At 44.4% G+C, this 25,012-nt stretch carries 22 protein-coding genes and 1 pseudogene; 11 read left to right on the forward strand and 12 right to left on the reverse strand.

Annotated elements, in window-relative coordinates:
* Positions 1-61: 61 nt before the first annotated feature.
* Positions 62-544, forward strand: a complete 483-nt coding sequence (locus L1D11_RS07640) for a methylated-DNA--[protein]-cysteine S-methyltransferase (RefSeq protein WP_239862310.1) — start codon at positions 62-64, stop codon at positions 542-544.
* Between the two features lie 378 nt (positions 545-922).
* Here the strand turns inward: L1D11_RS07640 and nhaD are convergent, their stop codons facing one another.
* On the reverse strand, positions 923-2,365 hold the full coding sequence (gene nhaD / locus L1D11_RS07645) for a sodium:proton antiporter NhaD (RefSeq protein ID WP_239832135.1): 1,443 nt from the start codon (positions 2,363-2,365) through the stop codon (positions 923-925).
* Positions 2,366-2,954: 589 nt separating this feature from the next.
* Between nhaD and L1D11_RS07650 the strand changes: the two genes are divergently transcribed.
* The 3 genes and pseudogenes from L1D11_RS07650 to L1D11_RS22715 form a co-directional block, all read left to right on the forward strand.
* Positions 2,955-3,692: a nucleoside recognition domain-containing protein gene (locus L1D11_RS07650; RefSeq protein ID WP_239862312.1), complete on the forward strand. Its 738-nt coding sequence runs from the start codon at positions 2,955-2,957 to the stop codon at positions 3,690-3,692.
* Entirely contained in the window at positions 3,692-4,159 is a 468-nt protein-coding gene (locus L1D11_RS07655; RefSeq protein ID WP_004737023.1) for a YjiG family protein, read from the forward strand. Before L1D11_RS07650 ends, L1D11_RS07655 begins: the two co-directional genes overlap by 1 nt.
* A 552-nt stretch (positions 4,160-4,711) precedes the next feature.
* Positions 4,712-4,902: pseudogene (locus L1D11_RS22715) on the forward strand (hypothetical protein); the annotation flags it as partial.
* A gap of 117 nt (positions 4,903-5,019) precedes the next feature.
* On the opposite strand, the gene L1D11_RS07660 reads toward L1D11_RS22715, so the two are convergent.
* A complete protein-coding gene (locus L1D11_RS07660; RefSeq protein ID WP_239832133.1) occupies positions 5,020-5,646 on the reverse strand; it encodes an START domain-containing protein in 627 nt (208 codons plus the stop codon).
* A gap of 175 nt (positions 5,647-5,821) precedes the next feature.
* A complete protein-coding gene (locus tag L1D11_RS07665; RefSeq protein ID WP_239862314.1) occupies positions 5,822-6,679 on the reverse strand; it encodes a DUF2608 domain-containing protein in 858 nt (285 codons plus the stop codon).
* Between the two features lie 440 nt (positions 6,680-7,119).
* Here L1D11_RS07665 and L1D11_RS07670 point away from each other — a divergent pair, with 440 nt between their 5' ends.
* Entirely contained in the window at positions 7,120-7,998 is an 879-nt protein-coding gene (locus L1D11_RS07670; protein WP_239832131.1) for a 6-carboxytetrahydropterin synthase, read from the forward strand.
* Between the two features lie 388 nt (positions 7,999-8,386).
* Here the strand turns inward: L1D11_RS07670 and L1D11_RS07675 are convergent, their stop codons facing one another.
* Positions 8,387-9,427, reverse strand: a complete 1,041-nt coding sequence (locus L1D11_RS07675; protein WP_239832130.1) for an acyltransferase family protein — start codon at positions 9,425-9,427, stop codon at positions 8,387-8,389.
* Between the two features lie 123 nt (positions 9,428-9,550).
* Entirely contained in the window at positions 9,551-10,507 is a 957-nt protein-coding gene (locus tag L1D11_RS07680; protein WP_239832129.1) for an AEC family transporter, read from the reverse strand.
* Positions 10,508-10,715: 208 nt separating this feature from the next.
* Between L1D11_RS07680 and L1D11_RS07685 the strand changes: the two genes are divergently transcribed.
* Positions 10,716-11,309, forward strand: coding sequence for a TetR/AcrR family transcriptional regulator (locus L1D11_RS07685; protein ID WP_239832128.1), 594 nt, complete (start codon positions 10,716-10,718; stop codon positions 11,307-11,309).
* A gap of 192 nt (positions 11,310-11,501) precedes the next feature.
* Positions 11,502-12,350: an alpha/beta hydrolase gene (locus tag L1D11_RS07690; protein ID WP_239832127.1), complete on the forward strand. Its 849-nt coding sequence runs from the start codon at positions 11,502-11,504 to the stop codon at positions 12,348-12,350.
* Positions 12,351-12,473: 123 nt separating this feature from the next.
* Here L1D11_RS07690 and L1D11_RS07695 read toward each other — a convergent pair whose 3' ends face one another.
* Entirely contained in the window at positions 12,474-15,014 is a 2,541-nt protein-coding gene (locus L1D11_RS07695) for a glycosyl hydrolase family 18 protein (protein ID WP_239832126.1), read from the reverse strand.
* 392 nt (positions 15,015-15,406) lie between these two features.
* Positions 15,407-15,871: a DUF2850 domain-containing protein gene (locus tag L1D11_RS07700; RefSeq protein WP_239832125.1), complete on the reverse strand. Its 465-nt coding sequence runs from the start codon at positions 15,869-15,871 to the stop codon at positions 15,407-15,409.
* 307 nt (positions 15,872-16,178) lie between these two features.
* Between L1D11_RS07700 and L1D11_RS07705 the strand changes: the two genes are divergently transcribed.
* A complete protein-coding gene (locus L1D11_RS07705) occupies positions 16,179-16,460 on the forward strand; it encodes a pyrimidine/purine nucleoside phosphorylase (protein ID WP_017057600.1) in 282 nt (93 codons plus the stop codon).
* Between the two features lie 223 nt (positions 16,461-16,683).
* Here L1D11_RS07705 and L1D11_RS07710 read toward each other — a convergent pair whose 3' ends face one another.
* Complete coding sequence (locus L1D11_RS07710; RefSeq protein ID WP_239832124.1) at positions 16,684-17,556, reverse strand: pirin family protein; 873 nt, start codon at positions 17,554-17,556, stop codon at positions 16,684-16,686.
* Between the two features lie 158 nt (positions 17,557-17,714).
* Between L1D11_RS07710 and L1D11_RS07715 the strand changes: the two genes are divergently transcribed.
* Positions 17,715-17,996: a hypothetical protein gene (locus tag L1D11_RS07715; RefSeq protein WP_239832123.1), complete on the forward strand. Its 282-nt coding sequence runs from the start codon at positions 17,715-17,717 to the stop codon at positions 17,994-17,996.
* 2 nt (positions 17,997-17,998) lie between these two features.
* Here L1D11_RS07715 and L1D11_RS07720 read toward each other — a convergent pair whose 3' ends face one another.
* Complete coding sequence (locus L1D11_RS07720; protein ID WP_239832142.1) at positions 17,999-19,183, reverse strand: GGDEF domain-containing protein; 1,185 nt, start codon at positions 19,181-19,183, stop codon at positions 17,999-18,001.
* 284 nt (positions 19,184-19,467) lie between these two features.
* On the opposite strand from L1D11_RS07720, the gene L1D11_RS07725 reads away from it, so the two are divergent.
* Together L1D11_RS07725 and L1D11_RS07730 are read left to right on the forward strand one after the other, a co-directional pair.
* Entirely contained in the window at positions 19,468-19,806 is a 339-nt protein-coding gene (locus L1D11_RS07725) for a DUF1840 domain-containing protein (protein WP_239832122.1), read from the forward strand.
* 170 nt (positions 19,807-19,976) lie between these two features.
* Positions 19,977-22,892, forward strand: coding sequence for an alkaline phosphatase family protein (locus L1D11_RS07730; RefSeq protein WP_239832121.1), 2,916 nt, complete (start codon positions 19,977-19,979; stop codon positions 22,890-22,892).
* Positions 22,893-22,936: 44 nt separating this feature from the next.
* Here L1D11_RS07730 and L1D11_RS07735 read toward each other — a convergent pair whose 3' ends face one another.
* The 3 genes from L1D11_RS07735 to L1D11_RS07745 form a co-directional block, all read right to left on the reverse strand.
* The gene (locus tag L1D11_RS07735) at positions 22,937-23,461 is read right to left on the reverse strand and encodes a GNAT family N-acetyltransferase (RefSeq protein ID WP_239832120.1); all 525 of its coding nucleotides are present in this window, start codon (positions 23,459-23,461) and stop codon (positions 22,937-22,939) included.
* Positions 23,462-23,557: 96 nt separating this feature from the next.
* On the reverse strand, positions 23,558-23,815 hold the full coding sequence (locus L1D11_RS07740; protein ID WP_239832119.1) for a YdcH family protein: 258 nt from the start codon (positions 23,813-23,815) through the stop codon (positions 23,558-23,560).
* A 178-nt stretch (positions 23,816-23,993) separates the two neighbouring features.
* Complete coding sequence (locus L1D11_RS07745; RefSeq protein ID WP_239832118.1) at positions 23,994-24,983, reverse strand: rhodanese-related sulfurtransferase; 990 nt, start codon at positions 24,981-24,983, stop codon at positions 23,994-23,996.
* Positions 24,984-25,012: the final 29 nt, after the last annotated feature.

The following is a 25,012-nucleotide window of genomic DNA, read 5'->3' on the forward strand; positions in this document are numbered from 1 at the left end:
ATGAGCAATCTACAAACAGCTGCAATACATAAACATTTGCAGTACTAGGCTAGGAGATATTATGGTTAACCGTTTTACTTATTATGAGAGCCCATTGGGAACAGTGACTTTACAGGCGAACGATGAGGGGCTGCTCGGTCTATGGTTTGAAACGCATACCACCAAGCCGGAACAGTTAGGCGTTCAAGATGATAGCTTTCCGATCTTTGCATTGGTTATCGGTCAGCTTAATCGTTATTTTTCTGGTGAAGTTATCGAGTTTTCTGTACCGATCGCAGCCAAAGGCACACCGTTTCAGCAGTCGGTTTGGCAAGCGCTCACTACAATCCCTTACGGAGAAACGTGGAGTTATGCTCAATTGGCGGATGCGATCGGTAACCCAAAAGCAGTGCGTGCTGTGGGGTTGGCGAATGGCAAAAATCCGGTTTCAGTGATTGTGCCGTGTCACCGAGTAATTGGTAAAAATGGCAAGCTGACCGGTTATGCGGGTGGTGTAGAGCGTAAACAGCGCTTATTGGTTATTGAGTGTAGAGAACAAGCTTAGAAAGCTATTTAGTAGCTAGCGACTTGAAGTGTCGCCCTGTGCGGGTAAAGGTTGAAGATTTTGCACTACTCAAGGGCGAATATTAAGGGCTTTCAAACTGTGACTTTGCAATAAAATTTGGGCTTGCTGGAAAGTACTTGTATGGTTGCATATTCTTTGACTAGGTTCTCTAGGCAAGGATGCCCAAATGAATAGATTCTCCTTATTTATATCTGGTTGCAGCTGCGCATTATTGCTGACAGGTTGCTTAACTGATACCAGTCGAGCTTCCAAGGATCCACAACTTGTTATGTTTAAAGGCGTGTACGAGAACGCTGACAATGACAGCCAAGCAATATCTCGACAGGCGTTGAGTAGCCTTTTGAAAGGAGCATTTAATTAGAAAAGCCCGTCATTTAGCCATAGGTGAGCGGCGATACTGACGGCATAGCCAATCATGATCACTGGCATCCATTTTAAGTGGCCAAAGAAGGTGTAACTACCATGCGCAGCCCCCATTAATGCGACACCCGCAGCACTACCTATAGATAATAAGCTACCGCCAACGCCTGCTGTTAAGGTTATCAGTAGCCAGTTGCCCATCGACATTTGCGGCTCCATGGATAACACGGCAAACATCACCGGAATGTTGTCGACAATCGCAGATAAGATCCCCACCATGATATTGGCCCAAATTGGATCCCATTGGCTATACATCACACCAGAGGCGAGTTCTAAGTAACCAAGTAAGCTCAAGCCTCCTACACACATTACTACACCGTAGAAGAACAGTAGTGTGTCCCACTCGGCATGTGAGACTCTTCGAAATACATCAAATGGTACAACAGATCCGAGTCGCTTGAGGGCGCCCTCATCGTTATTGGCAATCGCCGCCGCTTTTTTCTTCGCCAGTGAATTAGGCAAGGTTTTACGTAAGAAATAACCGAAGAACTGAAGGTATGCCAGCCCCATCATCATGCCCATGACAGGAGGGAAATGGAGCACGGCGTGGAAGGCAACCGCAGTTGCTATTGTCATGATAAATAATAACACAATGCGTCTTGCGCCACGTTTTAACTCAACGTGTTGATGAACCGTGTCGGGTTGGGTGGTTGGAACAAAATAAGACATGATTAATGCTGGGACGAGATAATTCATTACCGAAGGAATAAACAAGGGAATGAACTCACTAAAACTCACGTAGCCAGCCTGCCACACCATTAGCGTTGTGATGTCGCCGAATGGACTGAATGCACCGCCAGCGTTGGCTGCAATAACGATGTTCACACAGGCTAGGTTAACGAATTTAGGGTGGTTAGATCCTGCAACTTTAAGAACTACGGCACACATCAATAGAGCTGTCGTGAGGTTGTCTGCGATGGGGGAGATAAAGAAGGCTAGAATACCAGTTAACCAGAACAGAGATCGGAAATTAAAGCCTTTGCCCACCATCCACGCTTGCAGTGCATCAAATAGTCTTCTCTCTTCCATAGCGCTGATGTAGGTCATGGCAACGAGTAGGAACAGTAACAGCTCGGCGTATTCCAGTAAGTTGTGTTCGAGTGCTTGTTTGGCCACTTCAACAAGGTTGTGTTCTTGGTAGGTAAAACCAATGATGATCCAAATGAGGCCTGCCGCCAGTAGAACGGGTTTGGACTTTCGCAGCTTTAGATACTCTTCCATCATCACTATAACGTAAGCGATAACGAAAATAGTTAGCGAGAGGTAGCCAGCAAATGAGTTGGTAAGCTTGAGAGGTTCCCCTAGTTGGGAGGTAGCTGCCCCCGCCACCGCAGAAAAACACAGTAAAGAGAGGACAACAGAAAGCTGGATACATAGCATGGATTACGCTCCAAAGTTAATGAGTTATTAACACGCGTAAAAGCGTAGACCTAAATAACCATGTGGAGTGTGATAGATATCTTAATAATTCAACAGATTACAGGGAAAGCGATAGACTGTGAGGTGGGCTGAAGTACGGCCTTGTGTGTCTCAAATTACAGTCTTGTACACGCGAGTAATAAAGAAAAGCCCTACCGGGTTTAGGGCCGATAGAGCTTGTTCTGTGTCGCCAATATTATGCAGCATTTCGATCAAACGTCATTGTTTGTTCTGCAGCACATATCTCAACAGGCCATTATCAGAGATCGGATTGGGTTGGTAGTTATGGATTCAGATCTAATTTTTTATCGTACGTGTGTGTTTTTGGTTGCGTTGTTGCAGCGAATTCTATTTGGTTTTGTATGTAAAATGTGAGGGTTTTGTCAGTTTGTTTTTCTATATCTAAATCGTAATCACAGTTTTATATGTTGTTGATGAACTTACATTCAAAGTCATACGCTATTTGATTTTGGTCAGTAACCTGTTGCTCATTATTTTGCACTATCTATGCGTGTTCTGTTCCACATAAACGAGATGTATAGAGGTCCTTATGACTAATCCAACTAAAACCGATCGTACAGTCACGATCGGCAGCTATATCGCACTCGCGTTCGCGATTGTATTCTTTTCAGGCTTAATGCAGTCCAATGAATGGTATGGAGTGTTCGATTTTACAACGCTCAACGGTTCATTCGGTAAGGTCGCTTACGATGTGAGTGAAACGGCCGATGGTATTCAAGCGGCAACGACGTCACTGCGTGGTAAAGGCGGTAGTGGTGCTCGCGACGGTTTCATTTTTGCTTTGACACTTATTCCGACCGTGATGTTTGCTTTGGGTATGATCAACGTACTTGAGCACTACGGTGCACTGGATGCGGCTCGTAAACTGCTTACTCCACTACTTCGTCCTCTTATGGGTATTCCTGGTAACTCAGGCTTGGCACTGATCGCTTCTTTGCAAAGTACCGATGCAGGTGCCGCGATGACACGTCAGCTTAAAGATGAAGGGCATCTAACCAAGCGCGAAACAGATGTCTTTACCATGTTCCAATTCACCGCAGGTGCGGCGATCGTTAACTTCTTCTCGTCTGGCGCTGTGCTATTTACTCTAACTGCAATGGACGGTTCTCTCGCGGTAACATCATCTATTGGTCTTGCTGTGGCGGTGATGTTCATCTTTWAGTTTGTGGGTGCCAACCTGTTCCGTATCTACCTCAATATTACTGAAGGTAAAGAAGACAAACCAAAATCAGACAAAGAACAAAAACTGGAAGAGGAAGTAGCATAATGAGCGAAGTGAAAGCAAAGAAACCAATGGTGACTGATATTTTCGTTGAAGGTGCTAAGAAAGGCTGGGTTATTGCGACTACCTCGACAGTGCCAAACGTTCTGATGGCGTTTGTAATCATCAAAGCATTGCAGATTACGGGTGCGTTGGATCTGATGGGCAGTGTGTTTGCTCCAATCATGGCGGTGTTTGGTTTGCCGGGTGAAGCAGCTGCAGTATTGATCGGTGCGTGGATGTCGATGGGCGGTGCAGTGGGTGTGGTCATCACGCTGTTTGACCAAGGTATCTTGAATGGCAATCATATTGCGATCTTAGCGCCAGCTATTTACTTGATGGGCTCACAGGTTCAATACATGGGTCGTATCATGGGACCAATTGGTACTGAAGGCCGTTACATTCCAGTGATGATCGCTATTTCAGTGTTGAATGCGTTTGGTGCGATGTTCCTAATGAACATTATTCTGTAGCCTAGCTTCTAAAATTTCTTGGGCTTTAGAAAAAGGAAACCCCGTTTGGCTTTCACCAAACGGGGTCTATTCTTTTTGTAGCCATCCTGCTACTGCGCGTTACTTATCTTTCAATAGGTAACTGGTGCTCCCTGCATCGTTCCTTGACGTGGCTAAATCCTTTAACCTATCCAATCTATTGCCTCCCTAGCGGTGTCCTTACAAACTCATCATCCTGAAGATACCTAATCCATTAGGCTTTTTCCTGTTCCTGCCAACCCTGTCGACATGTGTATTAAACACTGCAGAGGCTTTACTCACAATCCACCTCAAGAAATAAATGTACCCACTAACTGAAAGAAGTATGCGTGGATTCATCCAAAACAAGGGATTGGGTTTGTATTTTAGGAGTTTTCTGCGAAGCTTGATTGTGATCTCTTACGCTCAGTGTTAGAGATCTCTTACAAGTGCTCAGGCGTGATTTTTATTTTATCTCGGCGGTTATTGTCGAACAGATAAGAAAGAATACTGAGTAAACATAAAATAATAGGGAAATATTATCGTTACAGCTCAATCACGGTGATTTTGATGGGGCTGCTAGAGATGAATGGTGTTGTTTTTGTTTTTGGTCGTATTTTTCATGGAAAAAGTGTTCTTGCTCGCAGTCTAAAGGGAAGAAAGCAAGGCATGTATTTAACCTTTGCCTGCATGGTATTTTAGTTGTCCTAAACTTGGTTTACCTTTCGTTTGATAAGCTTATGTAAGGGTAAGCATGTCGTTACGTCTTACTACATTGTGGATGATTGTATTAGCAGGCTTAACACTGATTCTTGCGCGTGATTTGGCGATACGAAATTAACACTCCCACGCCTTAAGCCGAGCTATTGGGAGAGATTAGGGTGCTGTTGCCCTTGGTACTTTGGAAGCTGGTCTTTAAGCTTTTTGAAGGTACTGAATGCGTTGTTAGCTGATAAGCGATTCATTAACCAGTCAGGCAAGATACCGCCCGCATTCGCATATGCCGTATAGGTGATGTGGGTCAGGCCATTGGTTAGAGGCTGCAAAACCCATAGCGCATCGACCTCGTTGATTCGAATATACCCCGACTCTTTAGCCAAGTAATTAGATGCATCTTTAATGGTTAGGGTGAATTGACCGTCTTCTACTTCATATTTCGAATACGTCACCATATCTCGGTCACGAGCAGGCCAAGGGGCTTTGAACTGGGTGTAGACGATATTCTCATTGTTAGATATTTGCATTAATACTTCACTGTGCGACACATTGTCGATCCAATTCGGCACGTTATCGCTGTCTTCCAATAATAAGAGAAAACCTGAGTAGCTCGTTTCGACCTGCATTTGGGCTCGAACTTCAATAAGACCATTCCCATGATTACGCTTATGAATGGTGATGCCGTTTTCGCTTTTGACGAACTGCCACGGAGTCGCATAAGAAAGGGCTGAAAATAAATAAAGTCCGAGTACCAAAATCCTAGGTAATATCATTATTATTCCATGAAATGAAAAGCTTATCTGCCATGAGTATAGAATAAAAATAGGTTGGGTTCGCGTGGCATTTATCCCTGTGTAAGTGAGAGGATATGAGAAAAGAAGTGATAGATGGTGCAGGAAAAAGGCCGGGGAGCGTTGAGCCCCACGACCCTAAATGTAACGGTCTAGATTATTGCCCCAAACACGCTTCCCCAAGTCGAGCTGGGGCAATTTTATCAAGAACTACATTTAGTTCTTTCCAATCGCTAGCCATCTTGTTTGCCTGCTTTTGTGTCAAAACTGAGCCATGCTGTTTTATGCGATCATGTTCCACCTTAGTGTAGTGGAAAATGTTGATGTCGATAGAAGTATCATCTTTGTAGGCCTCTTCCATGTTTACGATGTTCTTTTTACTGTCATCGATAAATACAACACTGCTAAAGCTTTGACCTGTTTTATCAAGGATGTAGTCGAGCATGACCCCCTTGTTCATTCCTGTCGTCATCATGATGCCATTAATGTAACTCAGTGGGCGGTCAGGGTTATCGATGTAAATTGGCAGCACATCTGAGCCTTTTTCTTTCAGTGCGGAACGCGTCATATCATATTGATTACGAATCATCTCGCGTTCGGTCGCATAACGGTAATTTGGTGAACGCGAAGTGAGAGCCATTACAGTAAGCCCTTTATCTTGCCAGCCGCTGACTGTGCTTGGCACATCGTCCTCGATAATTCTCATAGGAACAAGCTCGTAAAGCAGGCCGATTGAGTCTTGGAATAGGCAATCTACTTTATCTTCAGCTGATGGCTTCACATCCAACTTCCCTCGCTGCCACTGATACCAAATATCACCACCGATATCGCTCGTCGAGGTTAGAAGCGTGTTATCGATATCAATAACGATCAGCGGTTTTTCGCCTTTCTCTGTTAGTTGACTTACTTTATCTGCCACATCTTGGAATTTATCTGTTTCCTTAACGGTGACGTCGGCAAATGCATTACCGGCGAGAGTAAGAGCGCACAGCGCCGCTAACTTGTGTAGTTTCATCATACTTTCCTTTAACTCAATATTGACCTCTTAAACGCTTTGCGAAAAAACCATCGAAAGCAGAGGTTGTGAAATGTTATAGCGTAACAAAGTTATATGGTCAGATTATCAATAACTAACCCACTTAAAATGTTGTCTAGATCACATAGCCTAAGAGCAGTATTAGTAGGAACAAGGAAAATCAATGTTTTATGTACGCAAGCAATTAACCAATAACAAGGGCGGTGGCGAGTATTATCTGAAATGTGGCTGGTGGTCTATGTTTTAGCGAAAATTGCACGTAGTTTGTTCATTTCTCGAATGATGATGTAAAAAGGTGGACTTTATAAGCTCGTTGTAACATCCTGCCCGTCCTATTTTATCTAGACACCAATGAGACGAAGTGCCTGCTGAACATTATTCAGCCTCCCGTATCTCATTAAAGTATTAAGGAGTTCAACTTGAACCTATTTGTAAGAGATCTTACCGTTATCGATTCTTCATACATCTGTGAACACAGAGGGGTCGTAGGAGATAGTTGGATTTTAGATGTCACCATGTCTGGTGAACTTAATGAAATGAGCATGGTGCTGGATTTTAGCAAGGTCAAAAAGCAGATCAAACAGCTTGTCGATGAGCACGTTGATCACCGTTTACTGCTGCCAATGAAAAGTGCTGCAATTGTGCATCAGGCGAGCAAAGCGGGCTACTCTAAGGTTGATGTTTTGCGTGGTGACAAGAGTCTTCACCTACATTGCCCTGACGAAGCATATTGCTTGATTGATGCAGAAGCGATCACTATCGAGAGTGTGACCGCACACGTTTATCATATTCTTCGCGATAACCTACCAAGTAACGTCACAGGGTTAGAGATCACCCTTCGTCATGAGAACATTACTGGCGCGTTTTACCACTATACCCATGGTTTAAAAAAGCACGATGGTAACTGTCAGCGTATTGCGCATGGCCACCGTTCTCCAGTCGAAATTGTGGTTGATGGTCAACGTGACGAACAACGCGAACAAGCATTTGCTCAGCGCTGGGAAGACATTTACTTAGGTTCTAAAGAAGACCAAGTTTCAGTTTCATCACTTAACCTGAGTGAACAAGCGAACAGTGTTAATGATGAAAGTCACTATGGCTTCCGCTACACAGCGCCACAAGGCGAATTTGAGCTAGCGATTGCTAAGAGCGAAACGGAAATCTTACCAACCGATACCACGGTGGAATTACTGGCAGGCTACATTGCGGATCAAGTAGCCCCAAGTTTGGTAGAAAATCAATCACTACAAATTGTGGCTTATGAAGGGGTAGGTAAAGGCGCGATGGCGTTCCGATAACACCTCACGAGAGAGAATCTCAGTTCTAATATGATGAAAGAAAGGCAAGATATTCAGTTATCTTGCCTTTCTTTTTTGTTGCTCTTTAAAACTGATTTAGCTGATAGTTTTAGGTATAAACACTAGGGCGTGTTGATCTTTCGAGCTGATTTTTGCAGCGAGTTGCTGGGTATTTATACAAGGCAGAGGCATCGATGTGTAGCTAGCCTACATGAGAAGCCGATAATGTAGTAGAAATGACCAGCAAACGCTGCCCGAAGGGTTCGGCTAAAAGCGTTTTACTCTTTGTTGAGGGAGATTTGCTTAGAATGACTAGGCTATTTCTCCCTCGCCGCGATTAAAACGCTTTTATATCGAACAAAATTTAACCGCGAAAGGTCAACACGCCCTAGCGAAGTAGCACGCGTCGTAATGGCGTTTTCTCGATCCCAACAACCAACCCATAGCTCAATAATACGGTACCAAAAAATACCGTAACGTCTTTGGTCAGTTCTGTAATGCTGAAGATTCCACAGACATTAAACAGCAAGATAATGATCAGCAAATGGCTTACGTAGATACCCAGCATGCGATTAGAAATGGCACGAACCCAAGCGTAGTTACCCATGTTTGGGTTAGCTAAAAGCCACATAAACACACCAATCCCCCACAAAGCTGTACCAAACAAGAAATCGTGAATATTAAAGGCGACATCAAATTGGCTTAACCATGCTGCTTCTGAAAAGTGGAGGATCATTCCCACTGCGATTAAGCCCAACGCTTTTGCTGATGATAGTTGCCATTGGTGTTGGCGAATCAGAAAACCAGCGGTAACGAGCAAAGTGCTAAAGAACGGACCATTACGCGTGAAGAAGGGGGCTTCTAATCCGGTTAGTGTTGCGTAGCTTCCTGCAAGAACACCATCGCCATACAGCGCAATAGCGAGCGGCAATAGAAGCTTGTTGAGCTTCATTTCCACCAATAGAGCGATGATCAACACAGCGCACACCAGAGCTGGAATGAACCATAAATGCACCAAACCGCCCTCTAAGAAAGAGTTAAGTGGTGTGCTCATCAAAAAGCCCCAATAGCCTTCGCGCTCACCTAGATAGCCAAACTCTTCTACCTTCCCGAGGTTGAACGGCATGACTAAGCAAATGATGCTCCATGCCAACCAAACCTTAAGCAGTGGTTTAGAGTAGTTAATGACGGTTTGCCACGGGGATGCAGTCAGCTTTGGCTGAATAAGATAACCGGAAATTAGGAAAAATAGAGGTACCGCAAAACGAGCGGCTTGGTTAAGCACATAGCCAATCCAAGGCACTTCATCGATTTGCCAATAAGTGAGGGCCATTTGGCCGTGCAAACCAATGATCGCCAAGATAGCGATCACTCGGCCTAACTCGATACTGGCGATGTGTTGTGAAGGCGTATGTTGAACGGAAGACATATCAGATCTCTTAGTAAAAATTTGACGAAATCTAGCAGTCTTTCTGCCCAACCAGTTAGTGCTAAATCAAGGCTTATGACCTTTTTTTCAAGGCTTGTGTCGGTTTTTTGAAGCCTGTCGCAGCTATATTAAATCCATTGCAGTAAGTGTAAAAATACCGAGAGTACAAGTGATAAGAGAAACAACAGTGGTAAGTGCGATGATGTTAGCCGCCAGTGTGGAGTTTCCTCCCATCGCTCGAGCCATAACGTAGCTTGCCGCTGCCGTTGGTGCTGCGCTCATCAAGAAGATAAGCCCGAGCTCGAGTCCTTTAAATCCTAAGTACCCAGCAGTCAGTGTAATCAGTAACGGTGAGGCAATTAATTTGTAGCTAGAGGCGAACCACGTCGACAACTTTTCTTGCTTGAGCGAGCTGATGTCCAGCGACCCACCGGTACACAGTAGTGCCAAAGGCAAGGTCATGTTGGCAAAGTATTGCCCAGCGTCTGTCACCATTTTTGGGATAGGAATCGAAAGCGCATAGAAAACTACCGCTAAGAAAATAGCAATGATTAACGGATTTTTGGTGATCGACTTGACGATCACTTTAATCGCTTTAGCTCCGGTAGCTTTGCCTTTTGGAGTCAGTGCAATTACGGCTTGAATGTTATAAAGCACGGTCAGGGACGCGACATAGATAGCAGCCAATGCAACACCTTGATTACCATAAATATTAGCCACATAGGCGAGGCCGATGATCGCAGTATTAGCTCGGAATCCACCTTGGACAATCACACCTTGATCTTTCGAACCTTTGAATACCAATTTGGTTGAGAAAATAGTGAACAAGAAAAAGACAAAGTTAGCGATGACGCCAAATGCAACTAACGAACTACTGGCTGAGAAATTGTGATTTGATTGAACGATGCTAAGAAATAGCATTGCAGGTAAGGTGACTTGAAACACTACCTTGGACGCGACATCAATAAAATTATCATTGATTAAGCCGATACGTTTGAGCATCACGCCAAGAAACAGCATTAAACAGATGGGGCCTGTTACCGACGCCGAAAACGTAAACTGTTCCCAAAGTGTGCTCATTCCCTTTCCTTAGTGATTAAACTCAATAGTTGCTCAATTCGCTCGCTGGTTAATTCAATAACCGTGTAACCCAATATCCTTTGAGTACTGTCGCATTTTTCCACAATTTTTAGATTAGAGAAATTAAATCCCACTGGTTAGGCTAAAAACTTTGAAAAAAAGAACGAACGTGCTAAAAATAACGTATCAGATTTGTTTTTGGTGAATAATGAGTAAGGGAAAGATAACCAAAGAGTATATTTTGAGCCATGCATTCGCGCTTGCGAGTGAGAATGGGCTTGAGAGTTTGACGATTGGCGAGTTAGCCAAGCTATGTAGTATGTCTAAGAGTGGCTTGTTTGCACACTTCAACTCTAAAGAGAACCTGCAACTTTCTGTACTCGAGTATTCCAACGCCATATTCACCGAAAGAGTCATCATTCCCGCAAGAGAGCTGGGAGATGGTGATATTGAAGCGAAATTGAAACAGTTGCTCGACAATTGGTTGGGCTGGAACCATTCATTCCAAGGCAGCTGCATGTTTATTGATGCATGGAAAGATGCGGGCAGTGAAACGTCTGTGATTCAGAAAGCACTGCAGAAAACCATTTCAGTGTGGATTGACTACTTGACTATTCAGGTAGCAAAAGCGGTTGAGAGCAAACAGTTCAGAGCCGATTTAGATCCTAAACAGGCTACCTTCGAGTTATACGGTCTCTACTTGAGTGCGAACTTGTTCTACTCGCTACGAGGCCAACAAGCGAGCCACACCCATTTTTGGAGTGGTGTAGAGCGCTTAATCGCTAGCTGGAAAGCGGCTTAACTTCTAAGCTATTTAGTTCGCAACACATGTGAGTTTTGCTTAACTAAGGCTTGCGAAAAATTTTAAGAGAAGTGGCGGCAAGCGGGCATAAACAGCACTATCGCCATTTTTCATATCAACAAATAGCACGGTCGTTCGATTTTTAGGGCCGAGCTCGATCCGCCAATAATGATGGCGATACAAGGAACGGTCATGAGTGACAAAATCTACTTTAATACATCGAACAAATTCAGCTTCAAGCGTAGCTTAATTGGGGCTACAACCAATCTGCACTACATCCTAGCGCCTAGCCATGCGAAGAAAACCGCACGTAAGCTGCTGCTCACTCCAATGCGTACTGAGCAGAAGAATGCTGATCCCCAAGGGCTTATCAAGAGTGACATCAAAGGCCGCGATGGCGTTTTGAAAACTTACTCTTTGGGTACTGGTCCCGTTTGGGTGCTGACCCATGGTTGGTCTGGCACCGCGAGTCAGTTCTTCCCTCTGATGGAGCACATCGCCACTCAAGGTTTTACGGCTTTGGCTTACGATCATCCGGCGCATGGTGGCAGCGATGGGGTACATGGTCATATCCCTGCGTTTGTCAACGGCCTTGAAGCCATTCTCGATTCGGTGGGTGAGGTAGCAGGTTTGGTCGGTCACAGTATGGGTACTGCTTCTGCGTTGGAATGTAAGCACGTTAAATTGGAAAATAAGCCATTATTGCTGATTGCCCCTGTACTGTATTATCTAGAAAACCTATTTGGCAGCGTTGCGCGTTCTGGTTACTCAATGAAACTTTTCGAGGCGGTAGTTGGAGAAGTCGAAGAGCAGTTTAACTACCCAATTCAGTCGGTTGACCCGTATGGCAAGCTTGCGCTTCGTCAGTCTCAGACCATCATTGTGCATGACGAGCAAGATAAGTTTACTAAGTTTGATGTGTCTCAGCGTGCTGCTAATGAAATGGGTCGCGTTACCTTGATTGCGACTCAAGGGCAGGGACATGGGCGAGTGATGAAGTGCCCTCAAGTGTTCGAGAGCTTTGATAACTTGATTAGCTAAGCCTAACGAGCGTAAGTCAGTAGAATGCCAGCTAAGAAAACAAATAATAAAAAGGCCAACCAGACATTATCAGGTTGGCCTTTACTTTTTAGTGTTTAGTAAGTATTTAGCTAAAGCCTATTCTTAGTTAGCACAGTTTGCTGGGCCGATCTCTTTCCATACGCCCCACTCACCAGAGTTAACTGGGTCATCACCTTTGGTCCACCATTTCGCTTCCCAAACCTTACCGGCTTGAGTCACTTGGTCGCCGCCAGTGTAGACTGCACTTGAATCCCAAGCGTTAGTACAAGTACCACCATCTGTGGTTTTCTTAAGTACTTTCACTGATGCAGCTGCGACTGATGTCTCTGTACCATCACTCACTGTCACTGAGAAGTTCAGTACCGTATCTTGTGTGTATTCTGCCGCAACAAAGCTCACTGAAGAACCTTGAACCGTTGCATCAATGCCAGCAGGTACATCCCACGTGAAGGTCAATGTGTCTTGGTCAGCATCGTTCGAAGCAGAAGCATCAACCACGGCTACATCACCCGCATTCACTTCAGCTGGAGCTGAGACAACCGCAACTGGTGCTGTATTGACTGGGCCTGTGTCTTTAGGGGCTACCGTTACTACAACGGTGTCAGTTGCAGTAGCACCTTCGTTATCAGTTACCGTTAGGCTGAACGTTAGTACTTCTTGTTGAGCGACTTCAACCACATCGAAGTTTGCAACCGCGGCATTAGCGTTAGCCAGTGTTACTGCTGTACCGCTCACTTGAGACCAAGCGTAACTCGCAATTGTGCCATCGCTGTCTTTTGATGCGCTGCCATCTAGAGAAACAGAAGCTGGGCCTTCAACCGATTGGTCTGCACCCGCAGCAGCTGTTGGTTTACGGTTGGCAGGGTCTGTCGTACCGCCCGCAAGACCTTCATGCATTGCATTCAAAATGTCGCCGTTATCAGCATCAATCTCCCAAGAGAATAGACCCGCAAGACCAAGGCTACGTACGTACGCACCTTTTGCTTTAACAGAGCGATCGTCATCAAATGTGATTAACTGACCTGAAGTACGGTTCCATACGTAAGGCGCTTCTGCCATTTCGTCGTAGCCATATTCGAAGCCGTTGATGCCTTGGTTATTCGCGCCAAGCATGTTCGCTTTAATGCCTTTGTAATCAATAACGCCATCTTCCCATACGCCTTGCGCAGAGCTACCTTTCAGTTTGCCGTTACCAACACCTGTCATAGGGTCGCTAGGATCGGAAAGTGATGATGGTAATACGCCTTCCCACCCACGACCATACATGGCTGTACCAACGACAAGCTTGTTAGCTGGAACGCCTTGTTCGAGCAGCAATTGGATGCCGTTGTCTGTGGTGTAAGCTGGGCCAGTGTATTGTTCGCCATTTTCATCAAGCCCAGTGCCATCACATTGACCAGGACGCATGAAGTTACCGCAGTTGAGTGCTGTTTGGTGACCTAAAACGTTGTTCCAACCGCCGTAGAAGTCGTAAGTCATTGCGAAGATGTAATCCATGTACTGGATTGCATCGCCGTAGTTCACGTCTTCAATCTTATCGTGGCCGACACCAATCGCAGAAGTTAGCTCGTAAGTACGACCGTTTGCAGCTTCTAGCTCATCGAGCATAGCGCGCAGTTCTGCCATCAGTGCAATGTAAGCTGGACCATCATTCACTGGGTCACCAAGATCTGGCGCAGCACCGCCTCCACCTGGGAATTCCCAATCGATATCTACACCGTCGTAGAATTTCCATGTGTTTAGGAATTTCTTAACAGACGCCACAAAGGTGTCACGATTGGCTTTGGTTGTGAAATCAAAGAACGGGTCAGACAACGTCCAACCACCAATGGATGGGATGATCTTCAAATCTGGATTACGCTGTTTGAGCGCCATCATCATTGCGTAGTTACCCTTGATCGGTGAGCTATATTCGTGTCCTGCTTGAGGGAAGCTCTTCTGAAAAGCGGCCCAAGGGTCATGAATCACCACTTCATAATCGTTAACACCCTGACAAGCCGTCATGAGTGCGTTGTAGCTGTTACCGCCGACTGATTTAACTGATTCGTTCGGACCACAAATTGGAATGAAGCCATAAAGGATATGGGTCAAGTTGTCAGCGGGTAGGTTATCAACGGTGTAATCACGACCGTAAATACCCCACTCCACAAAGTAAGTACCTACTACCGTGTTTGGATCTGTGTTGTATGACTTGTTGTTAGGATCCACATTCATCGCAAGTGGCGCCAAATGTGAGCCATCGGTATCAGCGATCGTGATTTGAGCAGGTGTGCTCTTGCTACAACCTGTTTCATCACATGCTTCGATTTCCATCTCAAATAAGCCGCCTTGGCTGTATTCGAATGAAGCTGTGGTTTGGCTGCCAGTAATTGGGCCAGTGGCAACTTTAACGCCATCGAAGTAGATGTTGTACGTGTTTCCTGACGTTCCGCTCCATTGGTTGAACTTGACGTCGACCTTTGCTTTGTCGTGATATTTCACCATCTGGTTGTAGCCTGATGTGGTTTCCATCGCGAGTTCAATTTTAGAAAACTGCAGGTTGTTGGAACCATACATGTCGATGCTAGGTGCCGTTGGAGCAGCTAATGCTGTACCAGATAGCGCTAGAGCAATGCTCGCAGCACAGGTATTTATACGAATCATACTTTTTCTCTCATTCCTTGAAGGTTACGAGAACCAAATGGCCCCATAAACGGCTCCAGTCAGTCTTGAAGGAGCTTCCCAGTCAGTATTCGAGAGAGTTTTAATTTTATAACTGAAAATAAATCCGTTTTCGATGGACAACTAAAAAATTGTATCTTGTTACAATTCTGTTGCTTAATGAATGAGAGGCTGAGTCCATGTTTTATAAAACAAATCATCTTTCAGAATGAAAATCTAACAAGTGAAAATTCACGACATGAAGTTATGACAAGGTGCGACAAACTATAAGAAAATACTGTGGGTTGAAGCAGAATCACAAAGTGAAGTCTGTTGAGCGAGCAAGGTCGAGCGATGAGTAAGCATGAAGACTTGTGCTTCTGGGAACAAGGGGATTATCTTTTGAATTCTTCCGCTAAGGAAGCACGCCGTTGTTGCATGACACTATGGGTATCACCAGCAGCAGTATTTTCGTAGCCTTCTTTAATAAATTGCTGAGATGGTACGCTTGGCTCTAGTCGCTTCAAGCGAGGTGAATCGTAAGTGCCACTGATGGTGTAAACCGTTGGTCCGGAACCTGTATTGATTGTGACAATTTTGCCATCAAAGTCAAACGAGGTAGCAATGAGGCGATGATTCATCATGACACCTTTATCTGAAAGTGTAAGGATATCGGTGTTGTAAGGTGGCGCCGCAATCTCTATCCATGTGCCATAGACGTTGCTTGGGCTGACAGATTGCTGGTGGGCTTGGTAAGCAAAATAGCCGGCGGTGAGGGCTACCATAAAGCCAACTAATAGGAAGCCGTAGAGTAACGAGTTGGCAAATATATCTCTGCTTTTAGTCGGCTTTTTTGCCATTATCTCTTCATTTTTCGACTGATATTGTTTTAGATTCTATTAACTAAAACCTTAGTTTGCAAAAATTGTTCTAAGAGTTAGAAGCAGGATCGAATGTTCTAATAAATTTGGTTGCGTTAGTGGTTTTTAGCCTTGCTCCCCAGCATTTGCGTCATCAATGAAAGCGAATTCCAGAAATGCTTAAGCTATGCGTATTTATTTCTTGTAGGAAAGTCTCGAATTGGTTAAAACAATTATCACCTAAATTTACGCATAGGCTTACTCGGTGAGCTCAATAATTGCATTTTGAAGATAACAAGGAAGTACAATGATTAAAGAAAACACATACTTTGAAGGTGGCGTTAAGTCGTTAGCGTTTAACCAGTCTGGTGCTGATGTGAGTGTTGGTGTAATGGCGGCTGGCGAGTACACGTTCGGTACAGCTGCTCCAGAAAAGATGACGGTTGTTAAAGGTGCTTTGATTGTAAAGCGTGTTGGCGATGATGACTGGACGACATACCAATCTGGTGAGTCTTTTGATGTTGCGGGTGACTCTTCATTCGACCTACAGGTAAAAGAAGCAACTGCTTACCTGTGTGAGTACTTGTAATCAGGCCTAAATTCGTTCTATCAGGGCATCTTTGTCTCTGATTGAATAGAAAAAACCACGCTCTAGGAGCGTGGTTAAATAAGTGATAGTAACCGGCAGTGGATAGTGTCACTTGTTTTTGCAGTCATCAAGTGGATGACCAAATAGTTGTTCGTTGCAAAATCTCTTCAATCTTCAATCTTCAATCTTCAATCTTCATAGCTCATAGCTCAAAACCAAGACATCAGTAAGTCTCAAACATACCGTTGTTGTAGTCTTGAATTGTCTGTTCAATCTCTTCCATCGAGTTCATGACAAACGGACCATAGTGAACAACTGGTTCATTAATCGGTTCACCGGAAAAAATCAGTACCCCTGAATCTTCTAAGCTCCCCAAAGACAGAAAGTCAGCTTTGGTAAGCAGGGCTAGTTGACCTTGGTTGATGACTTTGTCGCCGATCTTAATACTGCCTCGGTACACGTAAGTCATTGCATTTTGATTAACATTAGTCCCTAACGTGACTTTTTGCCCAGAATGAGAGCGCCAATCCGCAACGCTTAATGGCACACCTGTTTTCTGTAATGGACCTTGCGTTCGTAAAGCCTCTGAATCATCGTCAGTGTGATTGCGCAGTTCAAACCCTCCGGCAATCACTCTTAACAAACCACTTTGTTCACTTTGATGTTCTGCGATGCTTTCACTTTGGAAGTCGTGATATTGCGCTGGCTGCATTTTGTGTGTCGCAGGTTGGTTTATCCAAATCTGAAAACCATGCAGCGCGCCTTCTTCCATCATTGGCATTTCACTGTGAATGACACCACGACCTGCAGCCATCCACTGCGCGCCACCGCTGCGTAACTCTCCAACATTCCCCATATGGTCTTTGTGTTGGAAGTGACCTTGGAGCATGTAAGTGAGCGTTTCTATCCCACGGTGAGGATGTGGAGGAAAGCCGCCAACATAGTCTTTGCTTTCGTCCGATTTAAGTTCATCAATCATCAAAAATGGAGAGAAACGCGTGTTATTAAAACCCGCGAGTCTTTGGATTTTGACGCCATCACCATCTGAGGTGGCATGTGCTGAGATTACATGATCTACGGTTCTTACATTCGACATATTGCAACCCTCATAAACTTGAATAGCTGTAGTTTATGTAATTTGATTGAAAAAGAAGATGGCACAGCGTTGAGTGACTTATTCGAAAATCTTGAACAGGTAACAATATGAAATTATGTCTATACTTGAATAGAGAGTAGACCGCCAAGGAGGCCGCTATGGCAGTTCAGCAAAAACATGGCGAAAGGCATGGTCGGATGGGTTTTGATAATGACTTTACGACAGAACAAGGTCAGCGTTTTACCGAGGTTGCGAATAGCGCAGTGAAACGTCGCATCAAAAAGCGAGAAATTGAGGCGCCTTTTATACATTCAGCAAAGGAATCTGCGTTTAAAACCGTCTCAAGATCCAAGTGGGAAAACCGAAGCCGAGTTCGGCAAGTGGTTTGGATTATTGTTATTGGCTTGGTCAGTTTGTGGGCCATGTATTTGGCAGGCTAACATTAGCGAGTCTCTAGCAAGGTAACATTACTTCCTTCTATTCCCGCTTCAAGCCTCTGCTCAACTTCAGGAGAGTCAAGCCTCGAATAGGTGTTATCCATCGGATACTCTTCTATTGATGTCGAAATAGGGTTGTCGTGGTAATATGCGTATCGGTTCTTGCCTGAATGTTTCGCAACATACATGGCTTTGTCGGCACACCTTGTTAATTCATGTAAATCTTGAGCATCTTGCGGATACAGTGACACACCGACGCTGAGAGTCAGCTCCTTTATTCTCTCGTTGGTCTGGTAACCGCTATCAAATAATCCACAGATCCTGTCTAGAATACCGTCGAGGTCTTTTCTGGTTGGGATATCGTAGAGCATCAGCACAAACTCATCTCCGGCAAAGCGTGCGATGGAATAGTCGTATTTGTGGTTTTTTCGATCTCGGGTACGAATATTGTTACTTAGGCGATTCGCAAAATGTTGTAGAACACTGTCGCCAACATCGTGACCATAGTTGTCGTTGATGCCTTTGAAATCATCAATATCTAAGAAGACCAACGCGGTAAGTGATCGCTCTCTATCGACAGTGGCGAGCTTTTCAACAGCCCAACGTTCAAAGCTCCATCGGTTTGCTAGCCCAGTGAGTTGGTCTCGGTAAGCCAAGTCTTCAATCCCTTCTTTATATAAGCGTTGAATATAACTCATGGCTTTCGTGTAGTAATAAGCGGAGGTATGACACACCAAACTCATAGTAAACAAGCTTAGGATAAAACGATGGGTGCTGTTAAAAGGTAAGGAAAAATTGTTGGGTAGTGCGGTAATTAGTGTGCTGATAAACAAGCAAAAAAAGGTACTGAGGATAACGCCAATTCTAAAATCGTTGATGAATATTACGGCAGCTAGAATCGGGTAAAGCCAAAGTATGCGATTTGGAATTGCATAGCTGTATAAAAATAAAATTACGCCCTGTACAAGCAGCACACAGCTAAGGATTAATTCGGAATACTCCGGATTGAAGACTTTTCTTACATAAATCGCATTGGCGATAGCGATAAAAGCGAAACACAGCTCGAACAGCGATAGGGTGTAGTGCTGCCGCTGAAAATAAGCCCATGTGTAAAAAATAAAGAGTGCGGCTGCAGTCAGTGAAAAGGAGTAGACGATTTTTTGTTTTCGGGTAGAGCGGATGTCCGCCATTTCTTCAAGGTGCCTTCCTACAAGCCTGTTCATGTGATTCGTGCCACTAATTTTCTATAATGGTATTAATACTAGATTAAATAATTGGCTTCGCGGAGCCTTAGCTGACCATTTAATGTGACTATTCTCAAGGTTTCATATGAAAGGATGGCTAACGAATTTTAAATGGTGATGAATGTCACTAATGGCGAAGTTTAGTAAAAATTAGCTGATGATTATGTGCTTGCTTTCCAATGATTTACTCCACATAGTTCTTCTAGTATTAGACTATTAAGGGGCCAATTATGTTAATTACGTTCAGTTGCAAGGCGCACGCAAGTGTCACGATGTTTGGTGAAGTAGGCCTTCAGTTTATTAAAATGCTCGGACATAGTGGCACGATCCCAGGAGCGATTGGTGCTACAGAAGTTCCCCAAGCATTGAATAACCTGCGCACCGCAATCGCTGCGGAGCAGAGCCAAGCTGTAGAGCAAGACGATACGGATGACGACAATGAAGATGAAGTTGCTGAAGCGCCTGTTAATATCGGTAGCCGAGCATTTCCACTGGTTGAATTATTGAAAGCCGCCATCAAAGAAGAGTGTGAAGTGATGTGGGAAGACGGCAGCGGTAAGCGTTTGTAGAGGTCTTTACACCACATATGGTGAATCAGTTTCTGCGTCGGGTGCAAAGTGTGGTTTGTTCATATTATAGCTTGTTAAAAAATGGCGCTTAAGTGGGCGTGTTTGGGTTATTAAAGTAAACTGGAACAATAAATTACATTTATAAAAACACATTAAACTAAGGATATTTGATGAGTTTCTATTCCCAATTTCGCGGCCGTGCCATGTTATTCAGCACGCTTTCGTTGGCGTTTGCGTCAGCTCCGAGTGCCGCTGATATATCAACAACGCCTGTTATTGGTGGTGTGTTTAGCTCTAGTGAAGTGTTGAAAAATCAGGTGCTTTCAAGTTTAAGTTACTCGGCCACGCTTACTCGCGACGCGGCACTTTTCACGATTGGCGGCGTAACATTAGATGCGTACATTCTCGCGCTGCCTTTAGATGCTAAAACCAAAGCTCGAGTTATTGCACAGTTATCCAGCCCGACGTACTCAATTCCTTTGGGGTATTTTCTCTATAGTTATTACGATCGCTATTCAGGCTTAGGCAGTGAAGATGTGTTCAAATCTTACTTATCGACGGTTTATGATGAGCCTGTGCTAAAGGGCTTTGAACATAGTCTCTATCATGTTGGTGATGAGCCTGTCTCTGAGCATAACAAATCAGATACCTCGACTGAAGCAACGGGACACCATGAAGGTATTCGTATTGATGAACACTTCATTGCCAATATGGTGATTATCTACGATGCGTTATTCGAAATTGGTGTTTGGCAGGATATGGATAAGCTCCCAGATAATTACACCTACTTAACTAATAGCCCTGAAGATCTAGCGATCATCGCTCAGATTCAACCGATCATCGTTGATTTGATCGGTAAAGCGGTATTGGGAATGGATGACGGCGATATGAAGTCTGCAATGTTGGCGATTGCAGAAGATGGTAAACCAGAAAATGCTGATAAGCCGAATAACAAAGCACAAGCTCTTACCATCACGCTTATTGATTTTGTGCGCTTAAACTTGCTGAAAGCCTACCGCCAATTTGTGTTTAAAGAAGAACGTGCAGAAGCGCTCGATGATTGGATGCAGCAAGCGTTCAGTGACCAGCCTGATGCGCTCATTCAGTTCTTAGAATCCCAACAGAATAAACGTTTTGCAGTGCAAGTGACGGTAGATGGCTTACAGCAAGGGTTGATTGAGGGTTTAGTTGATGAAAATGCCCCTTTTATTTCGGTTGCTTATCACAACCATAAACAACGTAGTCAATATAAGCCGAGGTTCGAAAGTGTTATTGAGCCAGAGCATCAGCAACAAGTGAGGTTCATGGAAGTTCTATCTGAACAAACCTACCGTGATCCACATTATCTGCCTTTCTTTAAAAAGCTTTATCAAGATCATCGAGACAACATTAGCCGCGTCGGTATTTCGTCGACTCCAACGATCAGCGTGCGTAACCTGCCTATCATCAAAACGGGCGCTAAGGTTTCTGACGAAGGTGGGACAGGCGTGCCTAACTTCCACTTTGTAGACCGGGATATCGACCGAGCTTATTACTTCTTCGGCAATGATGCTCTACAGCTGGATGTACTAATGGCAGACAATAAGGTACAGACGATGTTTGATCGTCTCGATTACCTAAAAACGCTGAACTGCAACGCCCAATACGATTGGAATGCTCATACCACTTACGATGGGCTGGTTAACCTAGGCTTGGGTGAGTCACTGCGTGATTATGGTGAGAAACGTTGCGTGAAAGAGCTTCAAGAACGTTCAGAAGTCGAAGTGGTTTTGCAAGAAAAGCGTCAAGCCTTGATTGAAGATATTGAGGCGTATCAGTCTATATCTGGCTTTGATTTTTTCACTAAGTTTTCAAAGAGGGCTCAGGTTAAACAGTCGATCACTCAGTTTGCCGAGTTAGATGGAAAAGGGTTGCCAGACTATACCTTGGTGTATAACCCATGGCCCGATCATTTCGCCCATTTTACAGGGCCTTTCAGTGATGAGATTTTGATGCCGACTGGAGAGCTTAACCGACTAGACTATTGGATACGTCAGATTGAAGCGGCTTACCGTAGTGCAGGCGTTTACGATAAAACGCTATGGGGTATGGCAGGGGATCATGGTTTAACGCCGGTGTTCTACGCACTCAATCCCGAAAAGCAGGTATTTGAAGGCTTGCAAGCGGAGTTAGACTATCCCATTGTCGTGAAGAAAATATCTTCAGACGAAGGTGAAGGACCTAAGATTACCAATGCGCTAAGTTACCCAAGTTCTAAGGAGTTGGATGTGGTGGTTGCCTCTACTGCGGGTGGTAACTTCATGATGGACTTTTTTAATTCGGCTCAAGGGTGGCAGGTTCAGCCGGTTTACCAAGAACTCACGCAGTGGTCTCCGATTGCAGCGTCAGCTGGTCAGAATATCGACATCATTAATCAGATAGCGCAACGCTTGCCTGAAAGTCTTGATTATATGGTCGTAAGAGAAAGCACATGTGATCAACAACGCTGCGCTGTTCGTGTGATTGGCAACCGTGATTTAAAACGGGTCGATGAATTGATCACACGTGAAGGTGACAAGCTTTTCTATGAGTCATTTGAAGACAACCGAGCGCCGATTTTGCTCAATACGCAAAGGTTAAATCCATACCTAGCATCACCAAGCGAAGATGATTTTTCACAGTATTCTCAATTGGTCGAAAAGTGTATTAATCGAGCAGTTAAGGCGGATGTGACAACGTGGTGTAGCAGTGCTGAGTGGACTTCATTGACGCAACCAACACCTCGACCAGATTCAGTGAATCAACTGGTTAATATCTACCTTGAAGATAGGGCTGGCACGGTTAACTTGTTCCCTAAAGCGGGAATTGGCTACAACACTAAGGTACCGGGTCGTCATGCTGGTGAGGATTACTTAGAGAAAGATGCCTTCATCGGATTCTGGGGAGCGCCAATTGGCGATAACTCTCAGCAATTGAAAATCGAAGCTAATGGCTCTTTAGCGCCAACGCTGTTTGAGTATTTGACCGGAGAACCTGTGGTGGCAGGTGAGAACGGTTGGGGCTTTCCGTCGTTGATTGATAAATTAGACATTTCAACCGTGCGTTAAAGTAAGCGCTCTCTACCTACTCGCTATCTGTATTTTCTCTATGGTTAGCGAGGCTGAGAGTTAGCGAGGTTGAGAGCCATCCCCACAAAATCCTCATCGCTGTCATCAACAATTTGGTAGCCAAGTGACTGATAAAAACAAATGGCGCGAGTGTTACTTCTAAAGCTCGACAGAGTGATTTGGTTACGTTGTTCTTGAAGCGTTTTTTCGTGCATGATCGACATGACTTTTTTACCGAGAGACTGACCTTGGTATTGAGGGGAGATGATCAACAGGTGAACATGATAAGCGTCGTCGTAAGGCTTAAAGCAGACGAGTCCCACCCTTTCATTTTTACGACGTATCCAATGAAACCAAGACGGGTGGTAATCGTTTAAAAGTCGTTGGCGTTGGAAGTCGTCGTCCCACCCGAAAACGCTATCTACGTGTATGAAAATACCTTGTTTAACACACGTAAACAGTTCTTCGAATTCAGAATTTGAAACGAGTTGGAATTGTATATTTTCTTCTTCTATTGTCACTCTGCTCACTTCCTTATCAAACGCTTTCGAATAAGCAAACAGTAACATAATTGAAGAAGCCGAATCAGCTTAGATTTACGCTGTGATGAAACCAAAAAGCCATACGTGGTGCATGGCTTAGAATAAAGTGTTGGATTTATTTTTCTATACGATCTTAAGCGCGTGGTGGCGCGTGAGCTGTTTGTGTAGCGCGTCTTTTAGCTCCATGCGTTCTACTTTTAGGTAGTGCATGCTGTCGTCATCAATTGGACTACCAGAGATCTCAAGCTGACGGATATCATAATCTAGCTGATGGTACTTTTGCATGTCTGCTTTGAACTTTTCGTCGTCGTGGTTGAGTTGAACAATGTCTAATTTCAGCTCTGGGAAATCTAAGATAAAGGCATGGTTTTCATTGAGCATTGGCACTTCCTCTTTCGTTAAATTAACTTCAGTATAGAACCTATTTTTGAAGATAAATGTGGTTCAAAACACAAAGCGAGATTAGGATCAAAAAAGGGCATTAGCGTGCCCAATTGGAATCGCTGATGCCCTTTGTTTTTTCAGTTGCGTTGATCGCTACAGCGTTTTTGCTAAGAGATTATTTCGCTTTTTTGCCAGAGCGTTGTTGCTCTTTGTATGCCAGTTTTTCTTTCTTACGTTGCTCGATTAGGTGAGCAGCATCGCCACCTACGTGAGTTTCGCCGCGTGCATTTGATAGCTGTACTTGCTTTTCACGTTCACGGAAACGCGCTTTCTGCTCTTCAGAGTGCTTATCAAAACACTTAGGGCAGCTTACGCCTTTCTCGAAATGCTCAGAGGCTTTGTCTTCTTCTGTGATTGGTAGACGACAAGCGTTACATACATCGTAGCCACTTTTTTCTAGCTGGTGGTTAACGGCAACACGGCCATCAAACACGTAGCAATCGCCTTCCCACATGCTTTCTTCTTCAGGTACTTCTTCTAGGTATTTTAGAATGCCGCCTTCAAGGTGGTAAACCTCCTCAAAGCCTTGCTCTTTCATGTAGGCCGTTGATTTTTCGCAACGAATACCACCCGTACAGAACATCGCGACTTTCTTGTGCTTCTTAGGATCTAGATTGTGTTCAACGTACTGAGGGAATTCACGGAATGTTTCCGTGTTTGGGTTTACCGCGTTTTTGAATGTGCCGATGTCCACTTCGTAATCGTTGCGAGTATCAACCAAGATCACATCTGGATCAGAGATAAGGTCGTTCCATTCGTTAGGCTTAACGTAAGTACCGACAACATGGCGAGGGTCGATGCCTTCAACACCCATGGTTACGATCTCTTTCTTAAGCTTAACTTTGGTGCGGTTGAATGGTTGTTCGTCGTTGAACGACTCTTTGTAAACAACATCAGCTAAGCGAGTGTCTTGCTTGAACCATTGAAGAAGAGCGTCGATAGATTCGCGCTTACCTGCAACGGTACCGTTGATACCTTCACTTGCAAGTAACAAAGTACCGCGAATGTTATTGGCTTCTAGAAGCTCAGTTAGCGGTTGGCGAATTTCTTGGTAATCATCAAGTGCTACGAATTTATACAGAGCACATACAACATATTGAGACATGGTTTTTCCTTTCTGCGAGCTGGAACGTA

The organism is Vibrio sp. Isolate32 (assembly GCF_022397955.1).
Lineage (GTDB): Bacteria > Pseudomonadota > Gammaproteobacteria > Enterobacterales > Vibrionaceae > Vibrio.